The organism is Roseibium aestuarii (assembly GCF_008477545.1).
Classification (GTDB): Bacteria; Pseudomonadota; Alphaproteobacteria; order Rhizobiales; family Stappiaceae; genus Roseibium; species Roseibium aestuarii.
In genome coordinates this window covers 100,585-114,607 of sequence record NZ_VORA01000005.1, presented here as the reverse complement: position 1 = coordinate 114,607, position 14,023 = coordinate 100,585, and the positions used below count along the sequence as shown (strand labels likewise).

Annotated in this window: 11 protein-coding genes; 6 read left to right on the top strand and 5 right to left on the bottom strand. The window is 65.4% G+C overall.

Features of this window, described 5'->3' with window-relative positions:
* Positions 1 to 155: 155 nt before the first annotated feature.
* On the bottom strand, positions 156 to 1,193 hold the full coding sequence (locus FR728_RS16005; protein WP_149893746.1) for a zinc-dependent alcohol dehydrogenase family protein: 1,038 nt from the start codon (positions 1,191 to 1,193) through the stop codon (positions 156 to 158).
* Positions 1,194 to 1,316: 123 nt separating this feature from the next.
* On the bottom strand, positions 1,317 to 1,772 hold the full coding sequence (locus FR728_RS16000; protein ID WP_149893745.1) for an Lrp/AsnC family transcriptional regulator: 456 nt from the start codon (positions 1,770 to 1,772) through the stop codon (positions 1,317 to 1,319).
* A 188-nt stretch (positions 1,773 to 1,960) separates the two neighbouring features.
* Here FR728_RS16000 and FR728_RS15995 point away from each other — a divergent pair, with 188 nt between their 5' ends.
* From FR728_RS15995 to FR728_RS15985, 3 genes are all read left to right on the top strand, one after another.
* Positions 1,961 to 2,920, top strand: coding sequence for a DMT family transporter (locus tag FR728_RS15995; protein ID WP_149893744.1), 960 nt, complete (start codon positions 1,961 to 1,963; stop codon positions 2,918 to 2,920).
* 114 nt (positions 2,921 to 3,034) lie between these two features.
* Positions 3,035 to 3,376 carry an ArsR/SmtB family transcription factor gene (locus tag FR728_RS15990; protein WP_149893743.1) on the top strand — a complete coding sequence of 114 codons (342 nt, stop codon included), beginning with the start codon at positions 3,035 to 3,037 and terminating at the stop codon, positions 3,374 to 3,376.
* Positions 3,373 to 4,284, top strand: coding sequence for an SRPBCC domain-containing protein (locus FR728_RS15985; RefSeq protein ID WP_149893742.1), 912 nt, complete (start codon positions 3,373 to 3,375; stop codon positions 4,282 to 4,284). The genes FR728_RS15990 and FR728_RS15985 overlap by 4 nt, the downstream gene beginning before the upstream one ends.
* Before the next feature lie 153 nt (positions 4,285 to 4,437).
* On the opposite strand, the gene gndA is transcribed toward FR728_RS15985, so the two are convergent.
* Positions 4,438 to 5,871 carry an NADP-dependent phosphogluconate dehydrogenase gene (gene gndA, locus FR728_RS15980; protein WP_280115352.1) on the bottom strand — a complete coding sequence of 478 codons (1,434 nt, stop codon included), beginning with the start codon at positions 5,869 to 5,871 and terminating at the stop codon, positions 4,438 to 4,440.
* A 227-nt stretch (positions 5,872 to 6,098) separates the two neighbouring features.
* Here gndA and FR728_RS15975 point away from each other — a divergent pair, with 227 nt between their 5' ends.
* Both FR728_RS15975 and FR728_RS15970 read left to right on the top strand, forming a co-directional pair.
* The gene (locus FR728_RS15975; protein WP_149893741.1) at positions 6,099 to 7,073 is read left to right on the top strand and encodes an ABC transporter substrate-binding protein; all 975 of its coding nucleotides are present in this window, start codon (positions 6,099 to 6,101) and stop codon (positions 7,071 to 7,073) included.
* A 249-nt stretch (positions 7,074 to 7,322) separates the two neighbouring features.
* The gene (locus FR728_RS15970) at positions 7,323 to 9,038 is read left to right on the top strand and encodes an ABC transporter permease (RefSeq protein ID WP_149893740.1); all 1,716 of its coding nucleotides are present in this window, start codon (positions 7,323 to 7,325) and stop codon (positions 9,036 to 9,038) included.
* A 22-nt stretch (positions 9,039 to 9,060) separates the two neighbouring features.
* On the opposite strand, the gene FR728_RS15965 is transcribed toward FR728_RS15970, so the two are convergent.
* Together FR728_RS15965 and FR728_RS15960 are read right to left on the bottom strand one after the other, a co-directional pair.
* Complete coding sequence (locus tag FR728_RS15965) at positions 9,061 to 10,107, bottom strand: ABC transporter ATP-binding protein (RefSeq protein WP_149893739.1); 1,047 nt, start codon at positions 10,105 to 10,107, stop codon at positions 9,061 to 9,063.
* Between the two features lie 95 nt (positions 10,108 to 10,202).
* Positions 10,203 to 12,689 (bottom strand): AMP-binding protein, encoded by a 2,487-nt coding sequence (locus tag FR728_RS15960; protein ID WP_188318931.1) that lies wholly within the window; start codon positions 12,687 to 12,689, stop codon positions 10,203 to 10,205.
* Positions 12,690 to 13,019: 330 nt separating this feature from the next.
* Here FR728_RS15960 and FR728_RS15955 point away from each other — a divergent pair, with 330 nt between their 5' ends.
* On the top strand, positions 13,020 to 13,742 hold the full coding sequence (locus tag FR728_RS15955) for a hypothetical protein (RefSeq protein WP_149893737.1): 723 nt from the start codon (positions 13,020 to 13,022) through the stop codon (positions 13,740 to 13,742).
* Positions 13,743 to 14,023 lie beyond the last annotated feature (281 nt).

Genomic DNA, 14,023 nt, shown 5'->3' with positions numbered 1-14,023 from the left:
GTCATCCCCGCGAAGGCGGGGATCCAGTACTCACCACCCTCAGAGACCGGAAAAGACCATCAGCGCAGCCGGTTACCGGATCCCTGCCTGCGCAGGGATGACAAGAGAAGGGCCCTGGAACACGTCAAGGAACGGAGCGACGCGAGCCCCTCTCCTCAGTTCAGAAAATCGGTGATCACCGCCGTGCCGGGAGGGGTGGGGCCGTTCATCGCCTTGAGTTCGGCACTGGCGCCGGAAAGTCCGATCTCCCGCGAGACCATGGGCGACAGGTCCACCTCGCCGCGCTCGATCAGCTCCAGCAGCGAGGGATATTTCCAGCTCGGCATGCCGCGCGAGCCGAAGAGCGCCAGGTTCTTCATGTAGACCGCGTTCATGTTGAGTTCCATGCGCGCCGTCTTGCCCACCGGCATGCCCACCTGAATGTGCCGCCCGAGCTGGCCCAGACATTCGATCGAGGCATTGGCGGTGGCCGTGACCCCGAGCGCTTCCATGGACACCTGCGCCCCGCCGCCGGTGATCTCGCGGATCGCTTCGGCCGCGTTGACCTCTGACGCGTTGACGGCAGCCTCCGCCCCGAGCTTCAGGGCCAGTTCCAGCTTCTCGGCCACGATGTCGACGGCGATGACCCGCGCGCCCAAAGCCTTGCCCAGCACCACGGCGGCCAGACCGATGCCGCCGGTGCCATGCACCGCCAGCCACTCGCCCGGGCGCAGCGCCGCCCGGTCGGTCAGCGCATGCCAGGAGGTGGTCACCCGGCACCCGAGCCCGGCGGCGAGCCGGGGCGACAGGCTGTCGGGCAGGCGCACCAGATTGTGATCAAAGGGCACGGCCACATATTCCGCGTAGGCGCCCTGACAGGTGAAGCCCGGCGCCACCTGGTCCGGGCAGGTCTGGGAGACGCCCATCTTGCAGGCCTGGCAGCGGCCGCAGGCAAGAATGAAGGGCGCGATCAGCTTGTCGCCCACCTTGTAGCTGGCCAGCCGTCCGGCCTCGACCACCTCGCCGCAATATTCATGACCGAGGATCGCCCCCGGCTTCACCCGGGGATGTTCCCCCGACCAGCCGTGATGGTCCGACCGGCAGACCCCGCAGGCCGAAACTTTCAGCACCACGCCCGTATCCGGGCAGGCCGGATCGGCAACGGTTTCCAGAGACAGATCTTCGTTGAAAGCGCGAATGACCGCAGCACGCATGTGGTTCCTCCCTTGCACCCTTCTCCTCAAAAGGGCTTTGGAAACAACATGAAGGCTGAAGAGCGCGCTGCATAGGGGGCCAACGCGCAAACTGTCTCAACGTCAGGCACCGGCAAGGGCCGCTCACACCTTGGGAAACACCGTCGAGCGCTTCACCGTGCCATAGGCAAAGCTGGTGTCGATGGCCGCCACCCCTTCGATATTGTGCAGCTGGTTGCGCACGAACTGCTCGTAGTCCTTCAGGCTCTTCACCAGAACCCGCAGCAGATAGTCCGCCTCGCCGGTCATCACGTAGCAGTCCTGAATCGCATCCAGGGTTCGCACCTTCTGCTCGAAGGCCGAGACGCTAGCCTTGGAATGCCGCTCCAGCCGGATGCGCACGAAGGCGGTGATCGGCAGACCATAGGCTTCCTCGTCGACGATGGCCGTATAGCCCCGGATCACCCCGCTGTCTTCCAGCAGCCGCACCCGCCGCAAGCAGGGCGAGGGCGACAGGGACACCCGCTCGGAAAGATCCTGATTGGAGAGCCGCCCCTCTTCCTGCAGGGCCCAGATGATCTGCCGGTCCTTCGCATCCATGTCGCGCACTCCCTTTGACGAGCCCCGGAACGGACTTCGCAAACCTGCCCCAAAAATCCGAAAAATTGGCAGAACCTGCCAATATGTCATTCAATTGTGGCAGAGATAGCAAGAACTGGCTTGAAGGAGAAGGATAATCTGCCGCCTCGCCCGCCCCTTGCATGGCGGCGTTTCAGGAAGGCAGAACCATGTCCCACGCGACCCTCGACACCCCGCTCGTCACCTCCCTGGCCACCAGCCTGGACACCGGCCTGGACAGCTCGGCACACCGTGTCCGGTGGCACGAGACCCCGGCGGCGGGCTATGCGGTTCTCAGCGTGGTCGTGCTCATCTGGGCTGCCTTCGCCCTCACCATGCGCGCCATCGGCGCCTCGGCGCTCACCACCGCCGATGTGGCCCTGATCCGCTTTGCCGTGCCGGTCATCTGCCTGGCGCCGCTGCTGCCGCGTGCGGTCACGGCCTTCCGCCGCATCCGCCTGCGCGACGCAGCCATGGTGCTGCTGGGCGGCGTGCCCTTCTTCTTCGTCGCCTCGGCGGGCGCCGCCGCCACCTCGGCTGCCCATGTGGGCGCGCTGGTGGCCGGCACCTCGCCCCTGTCGGTCGCCCTCATCGGCCTGCTGGTGGAACGGCGCGCCATCACCCGGGCGCAAGCCCGCGGACTGGCGCTGATCGCCCTCGGCGTGCTGGGTCTCGTGCTTGGTCAGGGCCTCACCCTGTCGGGCGCAAGCCTCGGTGGCATGGGCCTGCTGCTCGCCGCCAGCCTGATCTGGGGCGTCTACACCACCGGCCTGCGCCGCACCGGCTTGGACCCGGTGTCCAATGGCCTGCTGGTGGCCGTGGGGTCGCTTCTGGTCCAGATCCCGCTGATGCTGAGCGGCCTTGTCGACAGCCACCTCTCCACCATCACCTTCCACAGCGCCCTGCCCTTCCTGCTGATCCAGGGCCTCGGCGTCGGCGTCATCTCCACCATCGGCTATGCCTTCGCGATCTCCCGCCTGGGTGCCGCCCGCAGCGCCACGGTGGGCTCGCTCGCCCCGGCCCTGGCCGCCCTCCTCGCGGTGCCCCTGCTGGGCGAAAGCCTGGGCCTCGCCACCTTCGTCGCCATCCTCGTCATGTCCGCCGGCGTGGTTCTGGCCAACCGGAGCTGACGCCGCCAAGGCACCGCCCCGAACGGATCCGCCTGTCCGGGGCTGCGGCAGACACTTAGCTGACCATCAAAGTTTTTCTTGCGCCAGGAGCAGACCCGGTCAATACTTAGCAACATGTCTAAGCATGATCCCGATCTCTCCCTGCTCTTCCATGCCCTGGCCGACCCGACCCGGCGCGCCATGCTGTCCCGGCTGGCCGAGCGCCCGTGCCCGGTCACCGAACTGGCAGCACCCACGGGGCTCAGCCTGCCGACGGTCATGCGCCATCTCGGCGTGCTGGAAGACGCCGGCCTGATCACATCCGCCAAGGACGGACGGGTGCGCACCTGCGCCCTCGTGCCGGAGGCCCTGACCCCAGCGAGAACCTGGCTCGACGAGCAGCGCGCCCTGTGGAGCGCCCGACTTGACCGGTTCGAGGCACTGGTGAACCAGACCATGAAGGAGCAAGAGGAATGACGCAGCAGTCCGCCGCCGTGGAGGCTCTCTCCTCCGAACGCTTCGCTACCCTGACCCTCGAACGGGACTTCGCCGCCCCGGCCTCCGTGGTCTGGCAGATCTGGACCTCCCCGGCTGCCCGGCTGCTCTGGGCGCCACCCTATCCTGCTGTCACCGTGGACTTTCTGGAGGCCGACACCCGTGTTGGCGGGCGCGAAGTGTCGCGCTGCTCGGCCGAGGGCCATCCGGACATGCTCTGCGACGTCCGCTGGCTCGATCTCGCCCCGGAGCTCCGCAGCATCAGCTCCGAAGTCATGACCTGCGACGGGGTGATCCAGTCTGCGGCCCTGATTACAGCGGATCTCCAGGCCCGGGATACGGGCACCCGTCTGACCCTGACCATCCAGATCTCCGCCCTCGACAGCGAGATGACCGGCGGCTACCGGGCCGGCTATGGTGCTTGCCTCGGCAACATGGCAAGCATGGCCGATCGCACCATGATCCTCCAGCGGCGGATCCCGGCACCACGGGACATCGTCTGGGGCACCTGGGTCAATCCGGACACCCTGCCCCAATGGTGGGGCCCGGACGGGTTTTCCTGCCGCACCACCCGGATCGACCTGAGCACCGGCGGAGAATGGCTCTTCGACATGATCGGCCCGGACGGCACGGTCTACCCCAATCATCATCTCTACACGCTTGTCAGCGCCCCGGACCTGCTGAGCTACACGCTGCTCTGGGGGGAAAACGGCCCGAAACACGCCGACGCCTGGGCATCCTTCGAGGCCCAGCCCGACGGCTCGACACGCGTCACCCTGGGCATGATCTTCACCACCGAGGCCGAGTATCAGACGGCCAGGGGCTTCGGCGCGGTCGAACTGGGGCACCAGACCCTCGCCAAGCTGGAAGCATTCATTGCTGCCACTTGAGCCTCGGCGCCGAAGCCGGGCGACCGCCGGGGCCGCTCCACCGTCACGCCGAACGAGAGCACGTTTCGTTTCAACCCCATGATGAGCCACCACACAGCAAAAAAGGCCGGGCGATGCCCGGCCTTTCGCGTGGTCGACGACCGATGATGCGGATCAGACCGTGTTCATCGCCCAGGGGCCGTGGTAGCCCTTGCCGTCCTTGTCCGTCCGCTCGAAGCCATGGGCGCCGAAGAAGTCGCGCTGGCCCTGCAACATGTTGGCGGTGGAGCGTTCGGTGCGCATGATGTCGAAATAGGACAGCGCGGCGGAGAGGGCCGGAACGGCCAGGCCGTTGAGCGCGCCCAGCGCCACCACCTTGCGCAGCGCGCCGTGGGTTTCCTTCAGCTTCTCCGCGAAGAACGGCGCCAGCATCAGGTTGCGCTCCGGGTCTTCGCCCAGCGCTTCCGACATGTCGTTCAGCATGGCCGAGCGGATGATGCAGCCCTGACGCCAGATCCTTGCGATCTCCGGCAGGGGCATGGACCAGCCATACTGCCTGGCGGCTTCCAGGATCAGGCCGAAGCCCTGCGCGTAGCAGATGATCTTGCCCGCCACCAGCGCGGCTTCCAGATCCTTCGCCGAGACCGCATCGCCCAGCACCTTGCCCGGTGCCGCGCCGAAGGCCGCCTGGCCTGCCTTGCGCTCGCCCAGACGCGCCGACATGTTGCGCGCCGCCACTGCAGCCTCGATGGCCGACGCCGGTGTGCCCAGCATCAGCGCCTCGATGGCGGTCCAGCGGCCCGTGCCCTTCTGGCCGGCCGTATCGAGAATGATGTCGAGCATCGGCTTGCCGGTGTCCGGGTCTGCCGTGCCGGCTACCTTGTGGGAGATCTCGATCAGATAGGACTGGAGGATGCCCTCGTTCCACGCGCCAAAGACCTTGGAAATCTCGGAAGCATCGAGGCCCAGCCCGTCACGCATCACGCCATAGACTTCGGCGATCATCTGCATGTCGGCATATTCGATGCCATTGTGGACGGTCTTGACCAGATGGCCCGCACCGGCCTCGCCCAGGTGGGCAGCACAGGGCGTGCCCTCGTGCTTGGCGGAGATGGCTTCAAGAATGTGACCGACCTGCTCCCAGGCGCTCTTCGGGCCGCCGGCCATGATGGAGGGGCCGAATCGTGCCCCTTCCTCGCCACCGGACACGCCGATCCCCATGAAGCGCGGGCTGTCGGCGGTTACTGCCGCATCGCGCCGGTTGGTCTCGTGGTAATTGGCGTTGCCCGCGTCAATGATCAGGTCATCCGCGTCGAGCAGGGGCTTCAGCGCCTCGATCTGCGCATCGACCGCCTCGCCCGCCGGAACCATCAGGATGATCGCACGGGGCTTGGCGATGGCCTGGACGAACTCTTCCAGGGTCTTGGTCGGCACCAGATTGGCGGCCAGATCACCGGCCTTGGCGTGGAAGGTCTCGGTCTTTTCGACGGTGCGGTTCCAGACCGCGATGCGGAAGCCGTTCTCGGCAATGTTGAGAGCCAGATTGCCCCCCATGGTGCCAAGTCCGATCAAGCCGATCTCGGCCGTCTTCGTCACTGCCTCGGACACGTGCTGCCTCCTGTTCGGGAATTTCAATGGATTTGATGGGGTCTGATAGCCCAAAGCCCCGGCGTCGGCCAGTGCAAAATCGACCCGTCACCTGCCGTCCGCCCGCGTGCTGGCAAAGCTTGCAAGCGGCCTTCGCGCCCGGCTTGCAAAAACTGTCATGAAAGCCTGCTAGGTCCACCCACAGCCGCACGTCCCCGGCGGCGCAAGGATCACAAGGACCTTACGAGATGAAGAAGCTTCTGATTGCGGCCACGCTCCTCGCCGCCACCGCAGGCCAGACCCTCGCCGCCGATGGCAAGCTGGTGCTCTATACCTCCCAGCCCAACGCCGACGCCCAGGCAACCGTTGATGCCTTCAAGGCCGCCAACCCGGGCGTGGACGTGGAATGGGTGCGCGACGGCACCACCAAGATCATGGCCAAGCTGCGCGCCGAATTCGAAGCCGGCAGCCCCCAGCCGGACGTGCTTCTCATCGCCGACACGGTCACCATGGAAAGCCTGAAGGCCGAAGGCCGTCTGATGGCGCACGAGGCAGCCGACGTCTCCGCCTATGATCCGGCGCTGATGGACAAGGACAAGACCTACTTCTCCACCAAGCTGATCACGACCGGCATCATGTACAACACCAGCGCGCCCATGAAGCCGACCTCCTACAAGGATCTGCTCAAGCCGGAAGCAAAGGACAAGATCGTGATGGCCTCGCCGCTCACCTCCGGCGCCGCCACCATCCACATGACCGCCCTCACCGGCCGCGATGATCTGGGCTGGGCCTATTATGAAGGCCTCGCCGATCAGGGGGCCATTGCCCAGGGCGGCAATGGCGGCGTCTACAAGGCGATTGCCGGTGGCGAGAAGCTCTATGGCTTCGTCGTCGACTTCCTGCCCATCCGCGAGAAGCTGAACGGTGCACCGGTCGAGTTCGTCTTCCCCGAGGAAGGCGTCTCCGCCGTCAGCGAGCCGGTCGCGATCCTCTCCACCGCGAAGAACCCGGACGCGGCCAAGGCCTTCGTCGACTTCCTGATCTCCACCGAAGGCCAGAAGCTCGCCGCCACCATGGGTTACCTGCCCGCCGACCCGAGCGTTCCGGCGCCGGACGGCTTCCCCGCCCGCGACAAGATCAAGCTGCTCGACTTCGACCCGAAGGCCGCCCTTGAAAACGACGCGGCCGACAAGATGAAGTTCACCGAGATCTTCGGCGGCTGAGACCGGTCCTGATCCCGATCGACGGCACGGGCACGCCCCGTGCCGTCGGTCTTTCTGCGCCGTTCCGGAGATCTCCCTCTCCCGCGTCATCCGGGGCTCCTCCTCACTCGTCATCCCGCGCCCCTTATCGTTCGTCATCCCGCGCCCCTCCTCCCTCGTCATCCCGGCCTTGAGCCGGGAACGGAGAGCCCGAGTGGTCAGCCGGATCGAAAAGCACAACGCTCCCTTGTCCAGACATTGGCTCCGCTCATGCTCGCCGTCCTCCGCAACGCCATCTTTCGTGCCGACCGCCTGACCCTGGTCTTGCTCGTGCTGGCCCTGACGGCGCTCTGCGGTCTGCCGCTGGCGCTGCTCTTCCGGCTGGGGATCGCGCCTGATGGCGTTCCGGACATCACGCCCCTGATCGAGGCCCTGGGCAGCCGCTCGGTGCAAAAGGCCCTGTGGAACTCGCTGGAAACCAGCGCCCTTGCCAGTCTTCTGGCGGTGCTGACAGGCACGGCCCTGGCGCTGGTCATCGGCCTGACGGATGTGCGCGCCAAGGGCGTGCTTGTCTTCCTCGTGCTGCTGCCCATGATGATCCCGCCCCATGTGACGGCGATTGCCTGGATCCAGGCTCTGGGCCCCGCAAGCCCGGTGCTGCGCGCGCTCGGTCTGGCGCCGGAGATCGGTGCCACCCATCCGCTCTATTCCCGCGCCGGCCTCGTCCTGCTGCTCGGCCTTCAGGCCGCCCCGCTGGTCTTTCTTCTGGTGCGCGCCGCCTTGCGGGCCTTCCCGCGCGAGCTCTCCGACGCGGCGCGGGTCTCCGGCGCCAGCGCCACCCGCATGCTCCTGCGCATCACCCTGCCGCTTCTCGCCCCCGCCCTGCTCGGCAGCCTTGCGCTCGCCTTCGTCGCCTCGCTCGGCAACTTCGGCATCAATGCCCTCATCGGCGTTCCGGCCCGCATCCCCACCCTGCCGCTGCTCATCTGGCAGCGTCTGGCGAGCTTCGGCCCGGATGTCCTGCCCAATGTGGCGGTTCTGTCGGTGATCCTCGGCCTCGTCACCCTGGTCGCCCTCTGGGCGCAAAGCCTCCTGCAGGGCCGCATGCGCAGCCAGCTGATCGGCCTGCCCCAGGCCCCGCTGGCCATTGCGCTGGGGCGCCGCCGCCTCGCCGTGGAAGGGCTGCTCTGGGCCTTCATCGCCTGCATTCTGGTGCTCCCCGCCGCCTCGCTTCTGGCCACGGCGCTGGTGCGCACCTACGGCGTGGCGCTTGGACCGAGCAGCCTCACCTGGGACAATTTCGCCGAGGTGCTGTGGCGCCAGTCCGTCACCCTGCGCGCCTTCGGCAATTCCACCCTGCTTGGGGCGCTGGCTGCGGCGGGCATCGCGGCGCTCTCGCTGCCGCTCGCCTATTTCCTCACCGCCCGCAGCGCCTTCGCCCGGCGGCTTGCGGCCCTTGGCGCCTGGCAGGCAGAAATCGCCTATGCGGTGCCGGGCCTCGTCATGTCGGTTGCCTTCATCCTCGCCCTGATTCGTCCTCTTCCCGTGTTGAACGTCTCGCTCTACGGCACGCTCTGGATCATCCTGCTGGCCTATGTCGCCTGTTTCATGGCGGTGGGGCTGAAGCCGGTCATCGCCGCCTTCCTGCAGATGGATCGCTCGCTGGAAGATGCCGCCCGCGTCTCGGGCGCGGGTTTCGGACGCCGGCTGCGCAAGGTCTTCGCGCCCCTCGTGGCGCCGTCTGCCGCCTCGGGCGCCATTCTGGTCTTCCTCACCGCCTATAACGAGGTGACCGTCTCCGCCCTGCTCTGGTCCACCGGCACGGAAACCATCGGCACCACCATCTTCAACTACGAGGATGGCGGCTACACCACGCTCGCCGCTGCCATGTCGGTCGTCGTCGTGCTGGCCACGGTGGTGATCATGATCGCCATGAACGGTCTGGCCCGAAAGGTCCCCGCCGGAACCATCCCCTGGCGGGATTGAAGCGCGGCGTCGTTGGACGACCTCACCGCGGCAGAAGCCAGCCGCCAGTGACCTTAAGGGCCAGCGTGTCTCCGATCCGGGCCCGTTGCGGCAGGTTGACGAGCAGCGGCGCATCAAGCCCCTCCACACGGACCAGCGCTTCGAAGACACCGCCGCGATAGGTGACACGGGCCACGCGCCCCGCGAGATCCGACGCCTCGCCCGCCACGGCCAGATGCTCCGGCCGCAGCATCAGTCGCGCCGGACCGGCCGCAACCTCCGCCCCGCAGGCCACCTCGACCTGACGCTTGCCCAGCAGCACCAGCGCCCTTGGCCCGCGAACCGCCTGCACGGTCACGTTCAACCGGCTGCTGCGGCCGATGAAGCCGGCCACCCGCTCGTCGCAGGGGCGGTCATAAAGCTCCTCCGGCGTGCCCGCCTGCAGCACCCGCCCCGCCCACATCACCGCCATCCGGTCGGCAAGCGCCATGGCCTCGCGCTGGTCATGAGTGATGAACAGGGTCGTCGCCCCGCTGCGCTGGTGGAAGGCGGCAAGTTCCTCTTCCATCGCGGCCCGCAGATGCGGATCGAGATTGGCGAGCGGCTCGTCCATCAGCACCGTCCGCGCCCCCTGCGCCAGACAGCGCGCAAGCGCCACCCGCTGGCGCTGCCCGCCCGACAGATCCGCCGGCTTGCGCCCGGCATGGGCGGAAAGCTCCACCGTCTCCAGACAGGTCGCGACCCGTCCCTCGACCATAGACCGCGACGCACCGGCGCTTTCCAGCGGAAAGGCGACGTTCTGCGCCACGCTCATGTGCGGCCACAGGGCATAGGACTGGAAGACCACGCCCACGTTGCGCCGCTCCGGCGGCACATGCAGGCCGGGCCCCGCCACCTGCTCGCCGCCCAGCGAAATCGCCCCCTCATCCAGCGGCTCCAGCCCCGCGATGGCGCGCAGCAAGGTCGACTTGCCGCAGCCAGAGGGGCCAAGCACCACGAAGAATTCCCCCTCCGCGACGGAGAGACTGACATCGTCAAGGGCGGGATGAGACCCGAAGAGCTTTCGGGCGGCAGAGACCAGAATGGACATGCCGCTCCCTTACCCGGCTTCTGTGACAGGCACATGATGGATCAGGGCGCAACGGCAAGGCGTGCAGGATCGCCAGGAGGGGAAGCAAGCACAGATCAGGAAAGCGTGGCACTCTCAGCCTGGCGCTGGCGAAGCATCTCGATCCCGCGCATGACCCGTGCGAGTACGAAGTCGTAGGATCTTTTCGTGGCATAGGCGAGCACGATGGACCCGAGCGCCACGCAAATGAAAGCCACGCCATCTGAGACAGGTGGCAACTTCCGAACGACAAGCGAGATCGCAATCGGGTGACAGAGATAGATGTACAGCGCGAGGCTTCCGATCCAGGTCAGAACCTGAAACAGGGCTCGTGGAACCGGCATCCGCACGCGCCAGAGCACCGCCTGAAGACCGAGCATGCAGAACATCACGGGCCCCACCGGCAGGTCGCGCCACTCCAAGATCCAGATCAGGATCATGAGACCGGTGACCAGAAGCCTTTGTGCCCATGTCCTCGCAAACCAGGCACACCAACCGAACGTCACCAACTCGAATGCGCCGGCCGGATGCCTGAAGCGATCCGTGAAACTCGCCTGATCCAACCCGAGAAGAAAGACAACCGATGCGGCAACTCCGATTGCAACCACGCCTGCTAAAAACGGCCTTGCGAAGATGAAATTTCTCGCTGGCCGAACTGAAAAGATGATCGCGACAAGCAATATGACCTGCACATACGCGCTGACGAACCAGTATGGCTCCGGATCCGCCAGATCATGTCCGAAATTCGCGGTCAGCAGGAACATCTCAGGAGGCAAGGGACGGCGCAGAAGCGCAGTTCCTGTAATGAGTATATAATAGATGGTGAGGATCGGAAGCAGCATCGTCACCAGCATTCGCATGATCTTGCCTCGCGACAGGGGCGCAAACTGAAACCGTGCCAGAGAATATCCGATGAGCACCGTCAGGAGATAGGCACCACCGCCAGAAGGCCACTCGGTCGCGTGGAGCGCGATCACGGCCAACGCGGCAAAGACGCGCATGAGGACATCTGCATTGAGCTGGACGAGTACAAGATGCCACGCAAGCCCCCTGGCTTGCGACGGTGCAGACATTTCGAGCGCAACGATGTCGGAAAGAGGAACGTCTTCCCAGCCGTCAGGCAACTGAACACCGGACTCGGAAAAATGCAGTTGAACGGTCAGGAATCCCAGACTGTCTCCCCCGCTCTCGCGGAAGCTGAGTGACAGGTCCGGGTAGCGATCCCTGAGGATCTGCCGCAAGAGGGAAAGGGTATCCTGCTGCACGGGCCGCGGCGCCTTGCTCGCCCGTTTTGCAAGCGCCTGATAATCGACCTTCCCGGACGCAAGCACCGGCACCGTCTCAAGCGCCAGTCCGTTGACGAGCATCTGAGGAAGCCCATACCGCTGCGACACCTCCCGTGCCAGCGCCTCGGCAGCTCCTTGTGACCGGTCAAGCAGAAAAAGCGTCAAACCGGACTGGTCAGTGCCAACGGCATACGCCTTGTGACCGGCATCTCGAAGGCTCGCTTCAACCTCATCCAGGCCGATACGCAGCCCATGCAGTTTGAGAAAACGGGCGGAACGCCCGAGAATGCGGAAATACCCACTTTCCAGACGTTCGGCGATATCCCCGGTCATGAGCTGGGGTGGGCCGGCAGGCTCGCGCAGCTCATCCCGTGACCTGGCATAGCCCAGCATTACGCCGGGGCCTTCGAAAACCAGCTCACCAGCGCAGCCTATCTCCTCGATGTCCCGACCGTCCTGATCGATCAGCTTGAACTGCCCTCCAGGGATCGCCCGGCCAATGCACCCAGCATGATCGAGGGCGTCCTCCGGTGGCAGATAAGCCATACGTGGCCCAGCCTCCGTCTGGCCATACATGATGAAAAGCCGCCACCCCTCCTGCTTCGCCTGAGCCGCAAACTTGCGCACAAGTTGAAGATCCAGCCGTCCACCGGCCTGGGTCACATATCGGAGGCCGGGAACCGCCGAAGCGGACCACTTTGCAGCATCGAGCATTTCAAACTGGGTTGGAACCATCGCAACGGAGGTCGCCCGGGCCTCGGCGGCCAGGCTCCAGAAAACCGGCTCGGTCACAGAAGCCTCTGTCAGCACGAGCGAACCGCCGCACAAGGCCTGTACGTTCAGAACCGACATTCCATAGGAATAATGAAAGGGCAATGCGGTGATCGCGCGGTCGTCACCTTTCACGCCCAGATACTCGGCGATCGCAGTCGCATTGCTCCGCAAATTCTCACGCGACAGCCGCACAAGCTTGGCCGCACCCGTGGTTCCGGAGGTCGACAGCATCACCGCCAGATCCGGATGCATCTCCACGGGTTCGGGATCACTGGCTCGGAGGCACCAGCGCCCCGAAGTCACCGTGACGATAAGATTCGGTCGATAGGTTCTGACAATATCGCCGTCTACATCAGCTTGCCCGCGAGCCACCAGTATGATTGGCCAACCGGCCCTGAGTGCAGCAAGATAGGCAACAACGGCGCCAACCTCATTGCTCGCCTCCAGGAGAATCAGCGGCCGGAAGGAGAAAAGCTCATCCACTTCGGCGCTGAAGCGGTCCATTTCCCCAATCACATCGCCCCAAGAAAACTCGTGACCCTGGGTCACGAGAGCCGGAGCGCGAAGCGGCTCCACCGATGGTGCTTGAAAAACTGGAAACATGAGGACCGGTCAAAGCTCACGAAATGAACGAGCGAAACGAAAGCAACGAAATTGGTTCAGGCTCAAAACGCGCTCAGAACCATGTAAAATCGAATATTTGATAGTTTTATCAAGGCGGACTGCTCTTGTATAGAAGAACGACGGTGCCCTTTGCGGATTGGTTAAGTCCACAGAGGGCACTATGCCAGGTCAAATGGTTGGCCTTCGCACTTGATACCGAAAGGCCATTCCGTGTCCTCCATGCCCTCGTCTGCAAAAGCCTCTCTCGCCCTTTATCTCCTCGGATTTGCCGCGCTTGCCACGGTGCTTGTCGCGGCGGTGGATTATTTCCAGATCCAGAGCAACGCGGGGCTGAGCATCGCCCAGCTCTTTCTGGAAGGCGGTTTCTGCATGATGGCCCTGACGCTGCTCGGCGATCGCAAGGCCGTGCTGAAGAGCGATCCGAAGAGCGGCCAGCGCATCATCATGCGCTACGTCTTCCTGATCGGGTTTCCGGCCGTCATCGCTCCGGTGATCGTTCTGGTCCTGCTGCTTGTGCTGGGAGCGGGCCATCTGCTGCAATTGCAGATCTCGGCCCTGGCGCTGAGCGTGCTCGCCGGGCTCGTCTATTTCGCCATGATGGTGCTGGCGGGCCTCTGCCTGCCCGGCGCCCTGCAGCAGCCGGCGGACAGCCTGCGCACCGGCTTCGCCCGCAGCCGTCGCCAGATCGGCGCGACCCTGCCGCGCCTGCTCTTCTTCATGGCCCCCTTCGCGGTTGCCGCCTTCGCGCTCTCCGTGCTGCTGGTGGTCACCGGCGTGATCGGCTCGGCCCCGGCCGGCGATCTCTACCGCGCTGCGGGCGAACTGGGCGGCATCTTCGTGGTCAAGTTGCTCTCCGGCCTCTCCATCCTCGGCTTCTGCGCCACGGTGCTCGCCGCCCACGACAAGGATCTCGAGGAGGGCCACCCGGCCTGAACGGCGCAGCCGCCTCCATTGCGGCGGGTCACCGGCGTCACCTTCGAGAGGCTGTCCCCCTCCTGCACTGTCCCTCCACCGTCATTCCGGACGAAGGCTGCAAGCCGGAGATCCGGGATCGGTGAGCCCAAGGCCTCTCTGTGGCTCACCGGTCCCGGCTCAAGGCCGGGATGACGGTGGTGAGGGTACTATCGCGAGCTTCCCCCCGCGCTCCGCGCCGTCCCGGACTGATCCGGGACCAACCCTTCTCGCGAAGATTCATGTGCGCGTTGCTTGCGAGG